Genomic DNA, 20204 nt, shown 5'->3' with positions numbered 1-20204 from the left:
ACAACCCGCGAAGGCTGCAATCGGCGACACCGCGGAACGGGTCGCCGATGCGATCACTATTTGCTCAGCGCCTGCGTCAGTTGATCGACAATATCCTGCTGCGACTTCAGCCCCGACGCCGTCAGATAAAGCTTGGCGGAGTCGAGATAGACGACATGGCCGTCCTTCCAGGCTTTGGTCTGACGCACGAGCTCGTTGTCGAGCAGGGCCGCTGCCGGCTGTGCCTGCTGGCCGATGGCCGCATCGCGATCGACGACGAAGATCCAGTCAGGGTTGGTTTCGAGGATATATTCGTAGGAAACCGCCTGGCCGTGGGTCGCCACCTGCAGCGCCGGATCGGCCGGCTTGATGCCGAAGACGTCGTGCAGCGCGCCGAAACGCGATCCCTTGCCATAGGCGCTGATCTTGCCGCCGGTCGTCAGCAGGATGAGACCCGTCCCCTTTCCGGCCGCAAGACCGCGCAGCGTCTCGATCGAGGCATCGAGCTTGGCAATGCTTGCCTTGATCTCCGCGTCCTTGCCGAAGATCTGGCCAAGGATTGCTGCATTCTTCTTGACGCTGCCGATCAGGTCGTTGTCGTCCGAGGTCAGGTCGATCGTCGGCGCGAGTTTTGCGACTTCGGCATATTTTGCCTGCGACCGCCCGCCGACGATGACGAGGTTCGGTTCCGCCGCGTTGATGGCTTCGAAGTCGGGTTCGAACAGCGTGCCGATCTTCGCATAGCTGTCGGCCTTGTACTTTTCGAGCGACGGCGGGACGGCCGACCCGGGAACGCCGGCGACGGGAACGCCGAGCATATCAAGCGTCTCCAGCATGCCGAAATCATAGACCAGCACCGTCTTCGGATTTTTCTCCACTTCGGTGACGCCGCTGCTGTGTTCGATCTTCAGTGTTTCGGCAATCGCCACCGATGCGCCGCCGATCGTCAACGCGGCGGCAACGACCAGGCTGCGCAGACCATTAGAGAAGGGAGATATATTCATGACTATTTACCTCATGTTTTCTTTTCCTCCCTAGCGCGAATTTGCCAGGAGGGCAATGCGCGCATTCTGCCTCGTTGCGCACGCGCAAAACTTGACGAAGCCGATCATATATATGAGTAAGGCGAGCCTTCGATCGAGCACCCTCCTGGCGGCCGCAAGCCCGGGGTTCGGTTGCGACGGCGACGGGAAATACAGCCACGGGATATGAGTGCAGTGGTCGAACCGAAACGCAGCTGGAGAATGACGGAACGATGAGGCCGGTCCTGTTTGCCATCCCGGTCGTCCTGTTGCTTGCCGCCGTCAGCGTCTTCACCGGTGTCGGCAGTCTTGCGTCCAGCGACGACGGCCGCGGCTGGCTTCTGGTCGTCGAAAGCCGCCTGCCGCGTACGCTTGCGCTGATGCTTGCGGGCGCAGGCCTCGCGGTCTCCGGCACGATCATGCAGATGCTGGCGCGCAACCGCTTCGTCGAGCCGTCGACCGCCGGCACCGCCGAGTCCGCCGCCCTCGGAATGCTCTTGGCCATGCTGATCGCACCGAACCTGCCGGTCGCAGGCAAGATGGCTTTCGCCGCCCTGACCGCCCTTGCCGGAACCGCCCTGTTCCTGCAGATCCTGCGCCGCGTCCCGCTGCGCTCGGCGCTGATGGTGCCGCTGATTGGTCTCATGCTCGGTGGTGTCGTCAACGCCGTCACCACTTTCATCGCCTATCGCTACGACCTGATGCAGTCGATGGGCGCCTGGATGTCGGGCGACTTCTCGGTCGTCCTGCGCGGGCGCTACGAACTGCTGTGGATCGGTTTCGCGCTGACGCTCGTCGCCTACGCGACCGCCGCGCGCTTCACCGTCATCGGCATGGGCGAGGCGATCGCCCGCAATGTCGGGCTCGACTACGACAAGGTGGTAACCCTCGGGCTCGCCATCGTCTCCATGGTCACGGCGACGGTGGTCGCCACCGTCGGCATGATCCCGTTCCTCGGCCTCGTCGTTCCCAACATCGTCAGCCTGATCCTGGGCGACAATCTCCGGCGCACCTTGCCGGTGATTGCCATCTCCGGTGCCGGGCTGGTGCTCGCCTGCGATATCATAGGGCGGATCGTGATTGCGCCCTACGAGGTTCCCGTCGGCACGGTCATGGGCGTGATCGGCAGCCTCGTCTTCCTTCATCTCCTGCTTTCGAGGCGGTCCCATGCAGGCTGATGCCAAGCGGATCTCTCCGTCGACCGTCCTCTTTGCGTCCGCAGCGCTGGCGCTCTTGTCGATGATCGCCTTCATGACCATCGGCGCCAAGGGAAGCTGGAGCTTCATCCTCTCCTTCCGCGGCACGAAGCTGATCGGCATGGTGCTGGTCGCCTATGCGATCGCCGTCTCGACGGTGCTGTTCCAGACGATTTCCGGCAACCGGGTCCTGACGCCGTCGATCATCGGCTTCGACGCCATGTATACGCTGCTGCAGACGGTCATGGTGTTTTTCCTCGGCGCAGCGGGCGCGGCAAGCGTCAACCCGCAGCTGCAGTTCGTGCTTGAAACCGCCGTGATGGTCGGCCTCTCGCTTCTCCTCTTCCGCGCCCTCTTTTCCGGCGGCAGCCGCAGCCTGCATCTCCTGATGCTGGTCGGCGTCATCCTCGGCGGCCTGTTCCGCTCGCTCTCTTCCTTCCTGCAGCGCGTGCTCGACCCCAACGATTTCATCGTCCTGCAGGACCGGCTGTTTGCAAGCTTCAACAGCATCGATGCCAATCTGCTCGGCATTGCCGCCACAGCCACCCTCGCCGTGACCTTCGTCCTGTGGCGGCTTTCCCCCACCTTCGACGTGCTCTCGCTCGGGCGCGAGGCGGCGATCGGGCTCGGTGTCGACCATCAACGTGTCGTGACGCTTCTTCTGGCGCTGATCGCGGTGCTGGTCTCGGTCTCCACCGCGCTGGTTGGCCCCGTCACGTTCTTCGGCCTGCTCGTCGCCAGTCTCGCCTGGCAGCTGACACCCACCGCCAGCCACCGCTTCGTGCTGCCGGTCGCCGTCTGCATCGCCATCGCGACGCTTGTCGGCGGCCAGGTCATGCTCGAGCGGCTGTTTTCCTTCAACACGGCGCTCAGCATCGTCATCGAGTTCTTCGGTGGCCTGGTGTTCATCTTCCTGCTTATCCGAGGCTCCGCGCGATGATCGAGATCCAAGAGGTAACGAAGTCCTATGGCGGCACCGCGGTCGTCGACCGGGTGTCGCTGACCCTGCCTTCCGGTGGCCTGACCTCGATCATCGGCCCGAACGGCGCCGGCAAGTCGACGCTTTTGTCGATCGTCAGCCGGCTGATGCCGATGGACACGGGCAAGGTGCTGGTCGATGGCCTCGACGTCAGCCGCGCCGCCGGTGACGTGCTTGCCCGGCGGCTTTCGATCATGCGCCAGGACAACCACATCACCGCGCGCCTCAGCGTGCGCGACCTCGTCGCCTTCGGCCGCTATCCCTATTCGAAGGGACGGCTGACGGCGGCCGATGCCGAACACATCGACCGCTCGATCGCCTATCTCGGGCTCGAACCCTACCAGAACCGCTTTCTCGACGAACTCTCCGGCGGCCAGCGCCAGCGCGCCTTCATCGCCATGGTGCTGTGCCAGGACACCGACTACATGCTGTTCGACGAGCCGCTCAACAATCTCGACATCAAACATGCGGTCGAGACGATGAAGCTGCTGCGCCGCCTCGCCGACGACTTTGCCAAGACGGTCGTCGTCGTGCTGCACGACATCAACTTCGCCTCCGCCTATTCCGACCGCATCGTTGCGATGCAGGGCGGCCGCCTCGCCTTCGAAGGACCGCCGCAGGACATGATCGTGCCATCGCGGCTGCAGGCGATCTTCGACGTCGACTGCCGCGTTCACGCCGTCGGCGACACGCGCCTCGTCAACTACTTCGATTAGAGCATCCCGCCTTCAAGTGTGCGTTCGTGTGAACGCGGCGAGCGCCTTGGCCCGGATGCGCGAAGCGCGCTGAACGGAATCCATGCAGCGCGCTTCGATAATGATCATTCCAGATAAAGGCCGATGCTCTAACCGGCGGCGCCGCGGGCGGCCTCCTTGCCGATCCGGGCCGCATCCTCTGCGTGATCCTCGTCGGTGACCGAGGAGAAACGCTTCAGCCAGCGACCCAGTTTCGTGTTGAGGTCGTCCATCACCGTGAACATCACCGGCACGAAGATCAGGCTCAGCATCGTCGAGGTGATCAGGCCGCCGATGACCGCGATCGCCATCGGCGCGCGGAAGGCGGCACCAGCACCGACACCGATGACCGCCGGGACCATGCCAGCCACCATGGCGATCGTCGTCATGATGATCGGCCGTGCGCGGGTGACGCCGGCCGTCAGCAGCGCCGTGCGCCGGTCGGCGCCCCCGTTGCGGCACTCGATCGCATAGTCGACGAGCAGGATCGAGTTCTTGCAGACAATCCCCATCAGCATCAGGATGCCGATCATCGACGAGAGGTCGAGTGCCGCACCGAACAGGATGAGAGCCAGTGCCGCGCCGCCGATCGACAGCGGCAGGGCCACCAGGATGGTCAGCGGCTGCAGGAAGTCCTTGAACAGCAGCACCAGAACCGCGGCCATCATGAGAATGCCGGCAAGCAACGCCAGGGCGAAGTTGCGGAACATCTCCGACATGTATTCGGCCTCGCCGTAGTTGGCCTGCGACACGCCCTTGGGCAGCTCGGTCATGGCCGGCAAGGCCGAGATCGCCTGGAAGGCGGTGCCGAGCGTCATGCCGTTGAGGTTGGCCTCGACGGCGATCAGCCGCTTGCGGTTGAGCCGTTCGACGCTGCTTTCCTCAGCCCCGAAGGATACGTCGGCGACGGAGGTCAACGGCACGAGGGCGCCGGTGTTGGTGCCCACCCTGAGGTCGCGCAGCGTATCGAAGTCGCCGCGCGCCGACTGGTCGAGCATCACCCGGATCGGCACCTGGCGGTTGCCGAGATTGAACCGCGCCGAGTTGCTCTCGCTGTCGCCCATCGTCGCGATGCGCGCAACGGTGCCGATCGAGGTCACCGACACGCCGAGCCTTGCCGCCTCGTCGAAGCGCGGCTTGACCAGGAGTTCCGGCGAAAGAAGCGGCTCGGTCGAGCGGACGTTGACCAGGCCCGGAAGCGCGCGCATCTCTTTTTCCAGGCGCCGCACCGCGTCCATCAACACCTCCGGATCGTCCCCCGTCAGATAGATCGAAAGATCCTTCATTCCCTCGGACGACGCAAACGTCGCCTGGATATCGGGCGTATTCGCCAGCAGGTCCTGCAGCGACAATTCGAAGGACTTGCGGTCGAGTTCTCGCTCCTTGCGCGGCTTCAGCTTGATGCGAAACGACACCTCGTTGAGATTGTCCGCCGTCGCCAGGACGCTCTCGACTTCCCTTCGCGCCTTGAGCTTGGCCACCAGATCATCGGAAATGCGCGCTGTCTCCTCGAGCCTCGTTCCGGGTGGCAGGGTGATCTTGAGCTGCGAGACATTGCTGTCGTTCGTCGGAATGAACCCCGTCGGCAGCATGCTCAGAAGCGCGATCGAGCCTATGAAAATGAGCGCGACGATCGAAAGCGCAGTCTTGCGATGGTCGAGGGTCCAGCCGAGCACGCCGCGATAGGTGTCGGCGATGCGCGACGGCTTGGCAGCATGGCCATGGCCGGGTTTCGGCCGCAGCAGATAGGCCGCCATCAAGGGCGTCAAAAGGCGTGCAACCAGCAGCGAGAACAGCACGGCAATGGCGACGGTCAGGCCGAACTGCTTGAAATACTGTCCGACCGCGCCGCCGATGAAGCTGACCGGCGCAAACACGGCGACGATCGTCAGCGTCGTTGCGACGATCGCAAGGCCGATCGCATCGGCCGCGTCGATCGCTGCAAGGAACGGGCGCTTGCCCATGTCGACATGGCGCTCGATGTTCTCGATCTCGACGATCGCGTCGTCGACGAGAATGCCGATCACCAGCGTCAGCGCCAGAAGGCTGATGCCGTTGAGCGTGAAGCCGAGCAGGTCCATGACCGCGAAGGTCGGCAGGATGGAAAGCGGCATGGCGAGCGCCGAGATCAGCGTCGCCCGCCAGTTGCGCAGGAAGGCGAAGACGACGACGACGGTCAGCAGCGCGCCTTCGATCAGGGCCGTGACAGCCGCATCGTAGCTCTCCTGCGTATACTCGACGAGAGAGATCAGCTCGGTCATCTCGACGCCGGGCATGCGCGCCTGGATCTCCTTCAGCCGCTCGATGACGGCCTCGGCGACGACCGTGTCGCTCGCTCCCTTGCTGCGCGAAACCGAGAAGCTCACGATGGGCTCGCCATCGAAATGGGCAAAGCTGCGCGGCTCGGAGGACGTGTCCTCGATCGTCGCGATGTCGGAGAGCTGCAGCCAGCGGCCGCCGGCGAGCGGGATCGAAAGCTGCCGGAGCTCATCCACCGAGCCGGCGCTGCCGACGGTGCGGATCGACTGCTCACGCCCGCCGATTTCTCCACGGCCGCTCGGGATGTTGGTGTTGATTTCCCTGAGCGCGGTGTTCACCTGGTCCGCCGTCACGCCAAGCGCCAGCAGCCGTTCGGGCTTGAGCGAAACCCGCACTTCGCGGCTGACGCCGCCGAGGCGCTGCACCTTCTGCACGCCGGGCAGCGTCAGCAGCTCACTGGTGATCGTATCGTCGACGAACCAGGACAGCTCCACTTCCGACATGTGGGGTGCGCGCACCGCGTAGTAGACGATGGCGCTGCCGTCGACGTCGACGCGCGAGACGATCGGCTCCTGGATGGACTGCGGCAGGTCGGCGCGGATCTGCGCCACGGCCTCGCGCACGTCGTTTGCCGCCCGGTCCGGATCCGTGCCGATCTTGAATTCGACCGTGGTCGTGGAGACGCCGTTGGTAATGGTCGAGCGGATATGGCTGACCCCGACCAGGCCGGAGGCGACCCCTTCGACGCGGCGCGTCACCTGCGTTTCCATTTCGGCCGGCTGCGCGCTCGGCTGCGTGATCGTCACCGTCACGACCGGGAAGGATACGCTCGGATTGGCGTTGACCGGCAGCCTCAAAAACGAGGCGATACCCATCAGCGTGAGCACGACGAAGAGAACGATCGTCGGAACGGGCTGTCGGATGGCCCAGGCGGAAATGTTGCTCGTCATTGCTTAACGCCCGTCTGCGTCGGCTGGACGTCTTTGGTTGCGACCGCTTCGCCTTCGCGCAGCGACGCCCCCGATTTGAGAACGACCCGCTCGCCCGTCGAAAGCCCCGAGGTGATCTCGACCTTGCCGCCCTGGCGCATGCCCGCCTTGACCGGCTTGCGCACGACCTGGCCGCCATCGACGACGAAGACCGAGACGACGCCATCCGGCGCGCCGAAGAGCAGAGCGGAATCGTCGACCATGATCGCCTTGCGCTCTGCCACGACGATCTCCGCCCGGCCAAACATGCCCGCGAAGGGCTGGCGTGCGGTCGAGAGTGTGACTTGCACGGTTCCGAGGCGGGTCTCGCGGTCGATCTTCGGGTTGATCACCCGCACGCGTCCCTCGATCCAGTCGTTGCGGCCCGAAAGCTTGACCTTCACCACCTGGCCGACCGCCAGCAACGGCAGCTCGGTTTCCGGCACCTCGGCCGCAAACTCGATTTCGCCGCCGCGAATAAGCTTGAGCAGCGGGTCCGAGCCGGCAAGCGCACCGGCGCGCGCGAACCGCTCCGAGACGATCCCTGCGACGGGCGCCAGGATCACCGCGCGATCGAGCCTGCGCCGTGCTTCCGCTTCGAGCGCTTCCGCCTGCTCGTAGTCGGCCCGCGCAACCTCGACCGCCTGCTCGGCAAGGGCGAGGGCCGAGACGCGTTCCTCGAGAATGGTCGCGGCCTGAAGGTGGCTCAACTGGCGGGCGCGGGCGAGTTTTCGCCGTTCCTGCCTCACCGTCTCTTCTTCCCGCGCCATCGCCGCACCGGCGCGCGCAACGCGGCCCTTGGCCTCGCGCAGCAGGTTCTCCAGCATGTCGGTCTCCAGACGGGCAAGCACCTGCCCCGCTGCAACCCGATCGCCGATCTCGACCTCGACACTGGCTATGCGCTGGTCGGTCAAGGCGGTGCCGACGGCAACTTCTTCACGGGCGACGAAGATGCCGGCAAAGGAGCGGGTCCATTGCTGGGGTCGGTTGTCGGTAACCAGCGTCGTTACCGTGCGGCTCACGGGCTGGACGGGAACGGAGGCTGCTGCCTCCCCCGAAGCGTGCGCCTGCCCGGTGGCCGCCGCGAACACGAGCAAGGCTGCGAGAGCGACGTTCAACTCAACTGTACGTCTCATTTCATTGGCTTTCCATTGGCGGGACCGGCTGCGGCATGATGCGCCTGCGATACCGGTTCCCGGGTCGGGCAAAGGGCGTCGGTTGATTATTAGATCATTCAATCTAATAATTGGACCATCAAACGCGACAATTGTAAGGCAGATCACACACGAGCATTGCGGGAAGATGGCGGAGATCGTGCGAGCAGTCGGCCTTGACACCGATCGGGCCCCTAACGAAATTAGAGCGGCTGATCTAATAATTGAATGGCCTGCAAGGAGAACCGGCGATGCGCAAGATCGACCCCGAAAAACACGCGGCCAGACGTCGGCTGATTCTCGATGCGGCGATCGCCTGCTTTTCGCGCAAGGGCTTCCACGGCACGTCCACGGCCGAGATCTGCGCCGAGGCAGGCATGAGCCCGGGAAATCTTTTCCATTATTTTCCGACCAAGCACACCATCATCGCGGCGATCGTGGAAGAAGAGCGTCAAGAAACGGCGGAGATTTTCCGAAAGCTGGGTGAAGAGGAAGATCTGTTCGCCGCATTGCTGGGCTTCATGGATAGCGTTCTCGAACTGGCGGGCGACCCTGCCTATGCGAGCCTCGCGCTCGAAATCGCCGCCGAAGCCGTGCGTGACGAGCGCATCGGCACGCTTGCCGCGACGAATGACGCGGAATTCCAGTTGGCGCTCGTGGCGCTGCTGCGCAACGCGGCCAGCCGAAACCAGATCGACCGGGCGATTGACGCGGAAGGTGCTGCCCGCTGGATCGCCGCGATCATCGACGGCATCTTCAGCAGGGTCGCGGTCGATCCCGGCTTCAAGCCGAAGGAAGAGGGCGTGATGATGCGACGCCTGTTGAGCCGCTTTCTGCGCGCAGATGACTGAGCACTTGTGACAAGCGAGACCGCAACGGCCCTTCGGCACATTGCGGTCTCCGGTTTTCCGGCCTGCCTCGGCTTGACGCAGAGGCAGGCTCGCCGAGACGATCTCAGGAATGCTTCTGGATGGTGCCGTAGACGATGTTCCGGTTGGCACCGAAGAAGACGCGCGCATCGATGGCGGACTTGCCGGCGCTCTTGTGGATGATGTTCCACATGTCCGCCTCCGAGCGCAGCAGCAAGGCCCAGTTCATGAATGTTTCCATGTAACCGTCGACACCGATGTCCTGGGCGAAGTTGGCGAAAAGGAAGACGCCGTTCGGCTTCAGCATCTGCAGGCAGCGGTGCGTCAGCTTGATGGCCACCTTGTCGGCCAGATAGTCGTAGAGGCCGGCCGCATAGATGAAGTCGAACTTGCCGAGCTTCTGGTCCCTGCCGAGCAGGCTGCGGACGGAGCCGTCGACCGCCTCGATCGCGGTACCGGAGAAGTCGCGGCTGATCGAGCCGACACTGAGAGGATCCTGATCGAGCGCCACCCAACGCTTGATCCGGCCTTCCTTAAGCGCCGCCGAGCGATTGGCTTCGCGAAGGTGACCGGCGGCGATCGTCAGGATCTCCGCCTGGCCACCGCGGCCCGTCGCGATCTCATCGACGTGGCGTGTCAGGATATCGCGACGCTCGCGCACCGCCACCGAGGAGGAGGCGTCCTTCGTGTAGTCATAAAGGGCGCGTCCGACCGGCGACGCCCTTTCGATTTCGTCGGCAACGCTCGCATGACCGTAGATGAAGTCGAGCAACTGCGCGTCACCCGAATATCCCCTGGGTTTGTCGAACGACCACCGCGTGAACGGATCCTGCAGGAAGTACTCCGAGACCGGGTGATCCTGTGCAAGGGGGATTAGCTCCTGCCACACGCTCGGGTGGTATTTGGCACGGGTCTGATGGAGGGAGGCGGCGAGCCGGTCGATAATTTTCGACGCATCCGTCCCTTGAATGAATTGTTCCTGAGCGACCCTGAGAATCAATGCGAGCTCGGCCTTGGCGGTCGAGAGCTGTTCGTCATGCCGTTCGCCCCGAGGCGAAACGAACTCATCAGCCATTGCCTTGGGAGTAATGAGGCTCTGACCGTCGAAAACAGTCTGAAATTGGCGCACGCGAGACCATCCGTTAAAGGTTTGTTAACAATAGTCGCGAAGATGCGCGCATTCCCGCTCGGATTGCAAGTTTTTGTATATAATAAGGTAAATACTGGAGGCTCACCCCTTTGGGTTATGCCGATTCGCAGATGCCCTGACCCATTAATTTAACAAAACTTAATGGACACCTCCTATCATGCCTCGCAGCGTTTCCCGCCCTTGTTGCACATGGGGTGCGGCAAACACGCAGGGAGTGTCCGAAACAACGTCCATTGATGGAAAAGCGACGACAGATTTCCGTTGAACGTGACGAAACTCGATGGATCAGTGCATGAAGCACACGTTGGCCGACGTAGTTGACATCGACCTACACAAGCAGCCGCACAGGCCGCACCTGGCTGAGCTTCAGACCCTCTATCGCATGGAGGGCGAGGCCGGTCGGCGCGCCTCGACCCGGCAGGGGCTGTGGGTTGCCGTTGCCGTCTACCTGCTCTTCATCATCCCGGACATCCTGCTCATCCCCGACGTCGCCTTCTACACGATCGTCGCGCGCCTCTTCGTCGGCATCGGCTCGCTTCTGACCTTCGAGATCCTGTTTCGGCTGAAGGCCCAGACCAAATGGCTCGACGGCACCTGCGCCGCAGCCCTTGTCTTCGGCTACATCGGCTGGCTCGTACCTGCCATGATGACGGCCGATACGAGCAGCATGTCCTATTACATGATCTTCGGCGCCATCTTCATGATGGGCGCCAATCTCTTCTTCAGCTTTCGGTTTCGCCTCTCGGTGGTCGCCTCCAGCATCGTGCTGGTAACGTTTTTCATCGCGCTGTCGTTCTTTTCCGAGCACGATCCCGCCTACCTGATTGCCTTCGGGACGTTCTACGTCTCCTGCTTCGTCTTCACCTCCTATGTGAACTGGAAGCTCAACCGCGAGCGCTACAAGGTTTTCCTCAACGCTTTCGAGGCGAAGATCCAGCAGAACGAAGCCTCTGAGCGGGGCATGGCGCTTCTGCGGCTGTCCAACACCGATCCGCTCACCGGTCTCGACAATCGCCGGGCCATCGACCAGCAGCTGCGCGACTACTGGAACGATTGGCAGAAGCTCGGCAAGAACTTCACCGCCATGCTGATCGACGTCGATTTCTTCAAGAAATACAACGACTGCTACGGTCATCAGGAGGGCGATCGCTGCCTCATTCTCGTGGCCAATGCGCTCGGCGAGGCGATCAGGGACTACAACGGCTCGCTCGGCCGCTACGGCGGCGAGGAGTTCATCGTCCTTGCCCGCCTGGATACGCGGGAGCAGGCGGCAGAGCTTGCGGAAGTCATCTGCCGTACGGTTGAAAACATGGGGCTGATCCACGAGCAGCGGCGCGACGGCGTATCCATCGTCACCGTCAGCGTCGGCGCCGCCTTCACCCGCAACCACACCGGCGCCAAACTCGAGAAGATCATCCACGAGGCCGACCGCGCGCTTTACGCCGCGAAAGCGAGCGGACGAAACTGCTCGAAGCTGTTCGACCCGAACGATCCGCAGAGCAGCGACGAGAGCGAAAACATCGCAGCACTGCTGAAGATCGCCATCGACCAGAACCTCGTGTCCCTCGTCTACCAGCCGATCATCAACGTGACGACCGGCGAGGTCGACGCGGTCGAGGCCCTCATGCGCCTGACGATGCTCGACGGCACGTCGGTCCCGCCGAGCCTCTTCATCCCGGTTGCCGAGCGGACCGGCGCCATACTCGATCTCGGCCGCTGGGCGATAAAGACCGTCTGCCGCGAACTTTTGGTCGACAACCACATCCCTCTCGTCAGCGTCAACGTCTCGCCGATCCAGTTGAAGACACCGGGCTTTGCGACGTCGGTCGCCGCGATCCTCGGAGAGACCGGGGTTGCCGGCAGCCGGCTCGCCTTCGAGATCACCGAAGGGCTCGAGATGGAGATGCACTCGGGCATCCTGCGCTGCATCAGCGATCTGGAGACCTTGGGCATCCGGATTTGGCTGGACGATTTCGGCACGGGTTTCGCCGGGCTCTCCTGGCTGCGCCTGATCGATTTCGACACCGTGAAGATCGACCGGTCGTTCCTGCACGATTGCGCGACGCCGAAGGGCCGCGCGATGCTGCAGGACATCATCGGGCTCGTGCGCAACCGCGGCCACAAGATCCTGATCGAGGGCGTGGAGACCGACGAGCAACTGGCCTTGATGCGGCGCTTCCGCATCGACCACGTGCAGGGTTTCCACATCGGACGCCCGGCACCTGCGGACATGTTCCGCAGCACACCAACCGACAAGCCATGCATCCCGCTCAGAAGTAGCGTCCGGTCCTAGAGGCCGCTTCGCTTGCCGCAATTGCGTGCGGCAGACGACGGAGGGGGCGTCGACCGACTGGAGTGCGCCCCCTGGTCTCCTGCTCGGCGCCGATAGATGATGCCCGCGAAAGAAAAGCGCGCTCAAGCTCCGCTTTTTCAAAGCCTTCGACGCAGTCCCCCGCACGCCTTCGTCGCCAAGCAATGCGTCAAAGGCGACGCGCGAATAGATGTTGCACTCCGGGCGGACAGGTGCGTAGGATACAGGAGTTTACACTGCCGCCGGATACAATCTCACATTGTGCCCATTGGAGGCGCCTGATGACCATCGGGGAACAGCAGGCTGTCGGCGTCGAGCCGACCACATCTCCGCCCAGCAGCGCGGACGTTCTGGCACAACTCGAGCGCATTCGCCTGAGCGCCGAGTTCGACGCTCCGGACCGCGACCGCAAGTTCCTCGCCTATGTCGTTGAGGAAACGCTGGCCGGCCGCGGCGAACGCATCAAGGCCTATTCCATCGCCACCGAGGTTTTCGGTCGGGATTCCTCCTTCGACCCGCAGACGGATCCGGCCGTTCGGATCGAGGCGGGCCGCATTCGACGGGCGCTCGAACGCTATTACCTCGTCGCCGGCCGCAACGATCCGATCGTGATCAGGATGCCGAAGGGCGCCTATGTGCCAACCTTCGAAAGGCGGGCCGACAGGCACCCCGCAACCGACAAGGCAAGCGCAACACCGTCGCAGGCATTGCCGATCAACCGGCGTTATCGCCGCCCCATCATGCTCGGGGCCGCGGCACTCGCCTGCGGCCTTGCCGGGCTGTCGGCAGGTTTTCTGCTTTTTCCGGGCAGCAACGCAGCGACGGGCGGTTCCGACGGGCCGAACATCCCGAAGCTGATCGTCACGCCTTTCGAGGACCTGTCGGGAACCCGGCAGTCGGCGATGATGGCGCGGGGGCTGACGGACGAAGTCGTCGGCAACCTTGCCAGGTTCAAGGAGATCGTCCCGGTCACCCGCGACGATCCGTTGCGGAAACCCGGCGATCGCGCCTATGCGCTGGAGGGTCGGGTAAGGTTTGAGGGCGAGCGGCTGCGGCTGGTCGTGAGGCTCGTTCAGCGATCCGACGGGTCCGTGGTCTGGGCGAACACCTACGACGAACGACTGCAATCCGGAGAGACCATCGATCTGCAGGCCAGGACTGCGGCCGCGATATCGAGCGCAGTGGCGGAGCCCTATGGCGCCGTCTCCCAGGCAAGCTCAGCCGAGCTCAGGCGCTCCGTCCCTGAGGAGTGGCAGGCCTATGCCTGCACGCTCACCTACTACGACCGCCGCGGCGACGCCGATCCGCAGTCGCGTCGCGCCGTCCAGGACTGCCTGCAGCGCGCGACTCGGCGATTCCCGACTTACGCGACCGCCTGGGCGCTTCTGTCGATGAGCTATGTCGATGCGCTTCGTAATCGCTTCGCCCCTTCGACATCGTCGGACGTGCTGGAGCAGGCAGGCGAAGCAGCGGCGCGCGCCGTTGAACTCGCCCCCCTCGACGTGCGCGCCCTCGAGGCGCAGATGCTGGTGTTCTTCGGTCGCGGTGACGTCGATGCGGCCTTGGCCGTCGGCGCCCGCGCGCGTGCCCTCAATCCCAACGACACTGAGCTTGCCGCCGCATACGGTCTCCGGCTCGCGCTTTCGGGCCAATGGGAAACGGGCTGCAAACTCCTGTCGGATGCCACCGCGCACAACCTCGGCCAGACCGGCGCTTTCGAGGTGGCGTTGGCAACCTGCGCCTATTTCGGAGGCGACTATGTCGCCGCCGAGCGATGGGTGCGCCTTGCCAATGCGGGCGCCGGCCCGGCCGACCGGGTCCTCCTGCTTGCGATTCTGGGCAAGCTCGGCAAGATAGACCAGGCGCAAGAAGAGCGAAGGTGGTTGGAAGCCAACGCCCCGGCCATCCTCGGTGATCTCGGACAGGTGATTGCCTTTCAGTTTCGCCGTCCCGAAGATCAGCACCGTCTGCTCGACGGTCTGCGCGCCGCCGGCGTTTCCGTGCCCGAGGCGGAGTATCAACAGGCAGGTGCCGGCAGCGCGATACGCTGATCAGATATTGCCGGGTTCAAGCTCGGGGTCGCGGTCCGAGGGATCGGGCGCGACCTTTTCCGGCGCCGCATCCGAGCGCGCCCAGACCATCAGCAGATCATGCACGACACTCAGCACGATCGGCCCGAGAAAGAGGCCGATCAGGCCATAGGACAGCGTGCCGCCAAGCACGCCGAGCAGGATGACCAGCGTCGGCGTCGACAGCCCGCGCGCCACCAGGATCGGCTTCATCACATTGTCGATGACGAAAAGCGGGATCAACAGAATCGTGAGCAGCAGCGCCGAGCCGAAGTCCATAGTAGCCCAGGCCCAGATCATCACGGGCAGCAACACCAGCGCGGGACCGATCTGAATGATGCAGAGAACGAGCACGACGAAGGCGATTGCACCGGGAGCCGGAACATCGAACAGGCTGAGCACCAACCCGCACAGAAACGCCTGCAAGAGCGCCACACCGATGACGCCGCGCGCCACGTTGCGGATCGTCGCGGTCGCGAGCTTGAGGAAACCGATGCCACGCTGGCCGCCGATCCTGCCGGCAAAACGCTGCGCCATTTCCGCCAGCCGTTCCGCGGAGCCAAACAGAAAACCTGCGATCAACACCGAGACCACGAAACTTAAGACCTCGGCGCCGACGCTCGCGACCTTGCCGAGCACCTTGCTGCCTGCCTGCATGAGCGAGGGCTCGAGTTTGCTCAGGAGAGCTTCGATGTTGCCCGACGCCATGCTCCAGGCCGTATGGATGCGCTCGCCGACGATCGGCAACTCCCGGATGAATTCCGGCGGGGCCGGTACGCGCAGCGAACCGTCGGCAAGCCTTGCGAGCAACGCCTGCAGCCCTTCGGCAAAACTGATCGCGAGGGCGGTCAAGGGGGCGACGATGACGGCAAGGCACGTCAGCGTAATCAGGAAAGCGGCGAGGCGCCGCGAGCCGAGCAGGCGCCCAAGCCGGGCGTAGGCCGGAAAGAGCGCCACCGCAAGGATTGCCGCCCATATCAGAATGATCGCGAAAGGCGCGATCAGCGTAAGCGACCAATAGGCCAGAAGTCCGACGATGCCGATCCTGGCAATATCCGTGATCTTCGCCTCGATGGAGGGCGATCCGGTCGACCCGTCACGGATCACATTCGTTCGGGAAGGATCCTCGTACATCTTAGCCCCTTCCCTTCCACGAACCGCCGACAACTGCAGCCCTGAGCGCCAGGCACCTTGCAGGCATTTCTACCGTCACGTGGATGGCACGCCGACGGCAACCGCGGGGCAGTAACATACAGTAGCATACGCCAGCCGGGCTTCCCGATCCGCTGGCCTCCTCTAGTGATTCCAATGACTGACGGCGGCGGGATAAGGGATTGCCGCGCGATCAGGTTGCCATAGCAATATCAAGAAGCGTCGACAGGGGGCTGTCCCGCGCGCATTCAAGCGCCCGCGCCACCGCCAGGCAGTACACGAGGGAGGCTGGATAGATGGTCAAAAAAACGATCATCGCGCTCGGCAGCGCAATCGCGGTTTTGATAACGACACCCGTCACGGCGGTTTTTGCACAGCAGACCGCAACGGCGCCGGCCGCTCAGGAACAGGCGGCTCCCGAGCCGCTCGACGAGGACGAGCTCGAGGTCCTGGTGGCGCGCATCGCACTTTACCCGGACGAGTTGGTGGCGCTCATTTCCGCCGCCGCGCTCTATCCTCTGCAGATCGTCGAGGCGGAGCGGTTCCTGGAGGCCCGCGAGAAGAAACCCGACATGAAACCGAAAGACGACTGGGACGGCAGCGTCATTTCGCTGCTGAACTATCCCCAGATCGTCAAGATGATGAGCGAGGATCTGGAATGGACCCAGTCCTTCGGCGACGCCATCGCCAATCAGCAGAAAGACGTGCTGATGGCCATCCAGCAACTGCGCGACGAGGCGGTCGCCAAGAACATCATCAAGACCGACGACAAGGTAAAGGTGGTCCAGGAGGGCGACAATGTCGTCATCCAGGCGGCAAACCCGGAAACGATCTATGTGCCGCAGTATCCGCCCGAGATGCTCTACGAGCCGAACTATGCGCCGGCCCCGATCGGCTACTATGAAGAGCCCTATCCGGCCTACTGGTATCCCGGTGCCGCCTTCTTCGCCGGCGCTGTCACGGGTGCCGCCTTTGCCGCGATCGTCGACTGGGATGACTGGGGTGTCTGGGGAGGCGGCTGGAACGGCGGCGACATCGATATCGACTGCGACAACTGCTTCAACAACATCAACGGCAAGATCAAGTGGAATGACGTCGACTGGAAGAATGTCGATCGCAGCAAGATCAAGTTTGACCGCGATCAACTCCAGAAATTCGACCGTAACAGCATCAAGAACAACATCAAGGCGAACGGCAACAACAACCTGCGCAACCGCGCCGCCGAGATCAATCGCGACCGACCGAACGCGCGGCCCGGTGGTGGTGGCGCCGGCCAGATCAGGGACGTGCGCAAGAGCACGCTCGAAGGGCTGAAGGCGCAGCAGAGACCGGCCGCCCGTCCCGGCGGCGGTGGAGGCGGGCAGGCGATCGCCAAGGCGCGCGCCGGTGATGGAAAGCCAAGCATCAATCGCGCCGGCGGCAACAAGCCTTCCCAGGTCAACCGCAGCGGCGGCAAGAAGAAGATGGCGGCTAAGGCGCAGAACCGGCCAAAGAAGCCATCGGGCCTTGGCAATGTCAATTCCGGACGGCGCGAGGTCGCTTCGTCGCGTCGTGGCGGCCAGAGCCTGGGCGGCGGCCATCGTGGCGGCGGGCGCCCGCAGATGAGCCGTGGTGGCGGCCGGCCGCAGATGCACCGTGGCGGCGGCGGGCGCGGCGGCGGTGGCGGCCGCAGACGTTGATCGGATCACAGGAGAACGACCATGACAAAGCTCTTCAATTCCCTTCTCCTGGGATCAGCGATGGCGCTGGTTCTGGTAGCGACGCCGATCGGCTCCGCCTATTCCCAGGACAAGCCGCCAGCAGATAAACCTGCTGGCGATCAACCGGCCGGAGATCAGCCTGCCGGAGATCAACCGGCGGCAGATCAGCCACCGGCGGACCAGATGGTGGGTGGCCTCGATGTCTATGCTGCTGCCGAGGATCCGCCGGTTTTCGACGATCCGGCGAAAGCCATCGATGAATTCAAGGCAAAGCTTGCCGCGGATGATTTCGACGGCCTGGCCAAGCTTTTGGGGCTGAATGCCGAGAAGCTGAAAGACAGCGAAGGGGTGAAGGATACGTTCGCTCTTATCCGCGAAGGCGCAGCCCGCAATGTCGTCGTTCGCGATCTGGAGGGTCGCAAGATCCTGCAGATAGGCGACCGGCTCTGGCCCTTGCCCTTCCCGCTCACCAAAGGCGATGACGGCAAATGGGCCTTCGATACCTATGTCGGGCTGGAGGAGATCGTCAATCGTCGCGTCGGTGAGAACGAGTTGCAGGCGATCGACACGGTCGAAGCCTATGTCGATGCCCAGAAGGAATACGCCTCTGAGGATCGCGACTCCGACGGCGTGCTCGAATATGCCCAGAAGCTGATCAGCACGCCCGGCCAGACCGACGGCCTCTACTGGCCGGCCGATCAGGGCGACGGCGAAAGCCCGGTCGGCGACGCGATCAGCGAAGCGGCCCTGGAAAAGGCCAAGGCCGGCGAAGGTTATTTCGGCTACCGCTTCCGCATCCTGACGTCACAGGGCGACAACATCGCCGGCGGCCGCTACGACTATGTGATCAACGACAACATGATCGGCGGCTTTGCCCTGATCGCCTGGCCGGTCACCTATGCGGAAACGGGCGTGAAGACCTTCGTCGTCAACCAGCAAGGCATCGTCTACGAGCGCGATCTCGGGCCGAGCACCGAAGCGATCGTGCCGTTCATCGACCGCTTCGATCCCGACGACAAATGGGCCGTCGTCGACGATTGACGAGGATTGCCACGGCCGGCATGAACGACAGCGCCGCCCGATCGGGCGGCGTCAAGCAATTGGCTCGCCGACTGGAGCGCCGTGGGTTCTTCCGAACGCACAAAGGACGCTCTAGCACTTTGATTCGAGAGCATCTTTCCGCCCGTAAGTGATTCCACGTGAAGGCAGGATGCTCTCGTCCGGCCGTCAGCCGCTTCCCCTGCCTCAAGCAAGTATCAAGGGCATATCGAGCGAGACCCGGAATTTGCGCGGCTCGATCGGGCCCGCTGTCAGCGAGGCTCCCTCCGGGAAATGGGTCCTGACACGGTGGGCGACATTGGCAAGGCCGATGCCGAGCCCCGGCGCCGCCCCCGCAGCACCGGCTGCGGCAACATCGTTTTCGACGATCAGGCTGAGCCTATCCCCGATCCTTGCCGCGCGGATCAGGATTTCGACATTGCCGGAGGAGCGCCCGACGCCGTGTTTGATCGCGTTTTCGACCAAAGGCTGCAAGATCAGGCTTGGAACCTTCGCATCCTCGAGTTCGCCGGGAATGTCTATCCGAACGAGCATCCGGTCCGAAAACCGCTCCTTCTCGATATCGAGATATTCTTTCTGCAGCGCCATCTCGTCAGCAAGCCTGAGCTCGCGCATCGGGTCGAGCTGCAGCGTCGAGCGCAGGAAACCGGAGAGCGACATGATCATCCGTTCCGCCCGCTCGGACGCTCCTTCTTCGACCAGGCCGGTGATGGAGTTGAGCGTGTTGAAGAGGAAATGCGGATTGATCTGGTATTGCAGCGCCCGCATTTGCGCCGCAAGCGCTTCCTCTCGCGAGGCGATCAGTTTCAGGTCGCGGTCGCGCACGTCCATGTGGTTGAGCAGCGCCACGAAGAGAAACGACCAGCCGAAGAAGATCGACATGCGATAGCAGACCGCATAGGCGTAATCCATGATATTGAACGGCACGACGACGGGCAACATGATCAGGCTGTAGAGATAAGCGTCGAGCAACGACATGCCGAGAGAGCTGACCAGCGACAGCAACAGGCACGCCGCGATTTGCCGGCCATAGCTCTGCCGCCGCATCCGGCTGAGCAGTTGCGCAAAGAGAATGGCGACGAGGACGAAGATCGCCTCAAGCACAAGCTTGCCGATAAAGGGTTTCAGCGGATTGTCCCCGATCGTGAGCCAGATCGGACTGCTGATCAGGAATTCGGCCGCCGCATAAATCAATGCCAGGCGTAGGGTGACCGCGCGAAAGCGGTTGCCATCCAGGAAGCTGTCGGTGGGAATGGTGATGTGCTTCATCAAACTTCTGTCGCGTTGAATTCAGACGGTTGTCCTGCCACCCCGCCGCCGGTGCAGAGACGACTATTTGAGAAAGCAAATAAAGAAATTTAGCAACTAAAAGGATCTGTCTGGCCCGTCTTTCCGCGCGAAGATTGCAGCGGAAACCGAGGAGATGGTTCAATCCGGCGGAAGGCCATGTGGTTCCGACGGCGCGAGGCGCAGGGCGAAATACAAGGGGCGCACTCGGATACGAAACGGAGCTCGGCTGCGGTCAACGAGATCGGCATGCTGCGGGTTTAGCCGGTGAATATGTGAAGGCCCGATCGGCAGCGAAAGTTCGCTCGCCGCGTTA

Annotated in this window: 14 protein-coding genes; 8 read left to right on the top strand and 6 right to left on the bottom strand. The window is 63.2% G+C overall.

Features of this window, described 5'->3' with window-relative positions; all coding sequences use genetic code 11:
* Positions 1-56 precede the first annotated feature (56 nt).
* Positions 57-983, bottom strand: coding sequence for a siderophore ABC transporter substrate-binding protein (locus XB14_RS00070; protein ID WP_077959608.1), 927 nt, complete (start codon positions 981-983; stop codon positions 57-59).
* Between the two features lie 251 nt (positions 984-1234).
* Between XB14_RS00070 and XB14_RS00065 the strand changes: the two genes are divergently transcribed.
* Genes XB14_RS00065 through XB14_RS00055 form a run of 3 tightly spaced genes read left to right on the top strand, consistent with a single transcriptional unit; the run spans position 1235 to position 3892 of the window.
* The gene (locus XB14_RS00065; protein ID WP_077959607.1) at positions 1235-2179 is read left to right on the top strand and encodes an ABC transporter permease; all 945 of its coding nucleotides are present in this window, start codon (positions 1235-1237) and stop codon (positions 2177-2179) included.
* Complete coding sequence (locus XB14_RS00060; RefSeq protein ID WP_077959606.1) at positions 2169-3137, top strand: iron chelate uptake ABC transporter family permease subunit; 969 nt, start codon at positions 2169-2171, stop codon at positions 3135-3137. Before XB14_RS00065 ends, XB14_RS00060 begins: the two co-directional genes overlap by 11 nt.
* Entirely contained in the window at positions 3134-3892 is a 759-nt protein-coding gene (locus tag XB14_RS00055; protein ID WP_077959605.1) for an ABC transporter ATP-binding protein, read from the top strand. Before XB14_RS00060 ends, XB14_RS00055 begins: the two co-directional genes overlap by 4 nt.
* A 128-nt stretch (positions 3893-4020) precedes the next feature.
* Here the strand turns inward: XB14_RS00055 and XB14_RS00050 are convergent, their stop codons facing one another.
* Both XB14_RS00050 and XB14_RS00045 read right to left on the bottom strand, forming a co-directional pair.
* On the bottom strand, positions 4021-7119 hold the full coding sequence (locus tag XB14_RS00050) for an efflux RND transporter permease subunit (protein WP_077959604.1): 3099 nt from the start codon (positions 7117-7119) through the stop codon (positions 4021-4023).
* Positions 7116-8273, bottom strand: a complete 1158-nt coding sequence (locus XB14_RS00045) for an efflux RND transporter periplasmic adaptor subunit (RefSeq protein ID WP_077959603.1) — start codon at positions 8271-8273, stop codon at positions 7116-7118. The genes XB14_RS00050 and XB14_RS00045 overlap by 4 nt, the downstream gene beginning before the upstream one ends.
* A 269-nt stretch (positions 8274-8542) precedes the next feature.
* Here XB14_RS00045 and XB14_RS00040 point away from each other — a divergent pair, with 269 nt between their 5' ends.
* Positions 8543-9142, top strand: a complete 600-nt coding sequence (locus XB14_RS00040) for a TetR/AcrR family transcriptional regulator (protein ID WP_077959602.1) — start codon at positions 8543-8545, stop codon at positions 9140-9142.
* A 103-nt stretch (positions 9143-9245) separates the two neighbouring features.
* Here the strand turns inward: XB14_RS00040 and XB14_RS00035 are convergent, their stop codons facing one another.
* Positions 9246-10289, bottom strand: coding sequence for a class I SAM-dependent methyltransferase (locus XB14_RS00035; RefSeq protein WP_077959601.1), 1044 nt, complete (start codon positions 10287-10289; stop codon positions 9246-9248).
* Between the two features lie 313 nt (positions 10290-10602).
* On the opposite strand from XB14_RS00035, the gene XB14_RS00030 reads away from it, so the two are divergent.
* The gene (locus tag XB14_RS00030) at positions 10603-12603 is read left to right on the top strand and encodes a putative bifunctional diguanylate cyclase/phosphodiesterase (protein ID WP_077959600.1); all 2001 of its coding nucleotides are present in this window, start codon (positions 10603-10605) and stop codon (positions 12601-12603) included.
* A 299-nt stretch (positions 12604-12902) separates the two neighbouring features.
* On the top strand, positions 12903-14672 hold the full coding sequence (locus tag XB14_RS00025; RefSeq protein ID WP_077959599.1) for a hypothetical protein: 1770 nt from the start codon (positions 12903-12905) through the stop codon (positions 14670-14672).
* Here the strand turns inward: XB14_RS00025 and XB14_RS00020 are convergent, their stop codons facing one another.
* Positions 14673-15824, bottom strand: a complete 1152-nt coding sequence (locus XB14_RS00020) for an AI-2E family transporter (RefSeq protein WP_077959598.1) — start codon at positions 15822-15824, stop codon at positions 14673-14675.
* 314 nt (positions 15825-16138) lie between these two features.
* Between XB14_RS00020 and XB14_RS00015 the strand changes: the two genes are divergently transcribed.
* Positions 16139-17521, top strand: a complete 1383-nt coding sequence (locus XB14_RS00015; protein ID WP_077959597.1) for a DUF3300 domain-containing protein — start codon at positions 16139-16141, stop codon at positions 17519-17521.
* A 21-nt stretch (positions 17522-17542) separates the two neighbouring features.
* The gene (locus tag XB14_RS00010) at positions 17543-18583 is read left to right on the top strand and encodes a DUF2950 domain-containing protein (RefSeq protein WP_234803920.1); all 1041 of its coding nucleotides are present in this window, start codon (positions 17543-17545) and stop codon (positions 18581-18583) included.
* 204 nt (positions 18584-18787) lie between these two features.
* Here the strand turns inward: XB14_RS00010 and XB14_RS00005 are convergent, their stop codons facing one another.
* A complete protein-coding gene (locus XB14_RS00005; protein WP_077959596.1) occupies positions 18788-19870 on the bottom strand; it encodes a sensor histidine kinase in 1083 nt (360 codons plus the stop codon).
* Positions 19871-20204 lie beyond the last annotated feature (334 nt).

The sequence above is a fragment of the Ensifer adhaerens genome (assembly GCF_002007205.1).
GTDB classification, from domain to species: domain Bacteria; phylum Pseudomonadota; class Alphaproteobacteria; order Rhizobiales; family Rhizobiaceae; genus Ensifer; species Ensifer adhaerens_D.
This window is presented reverse-complemented; position numbering and strand designations above follow the sequence as displayed.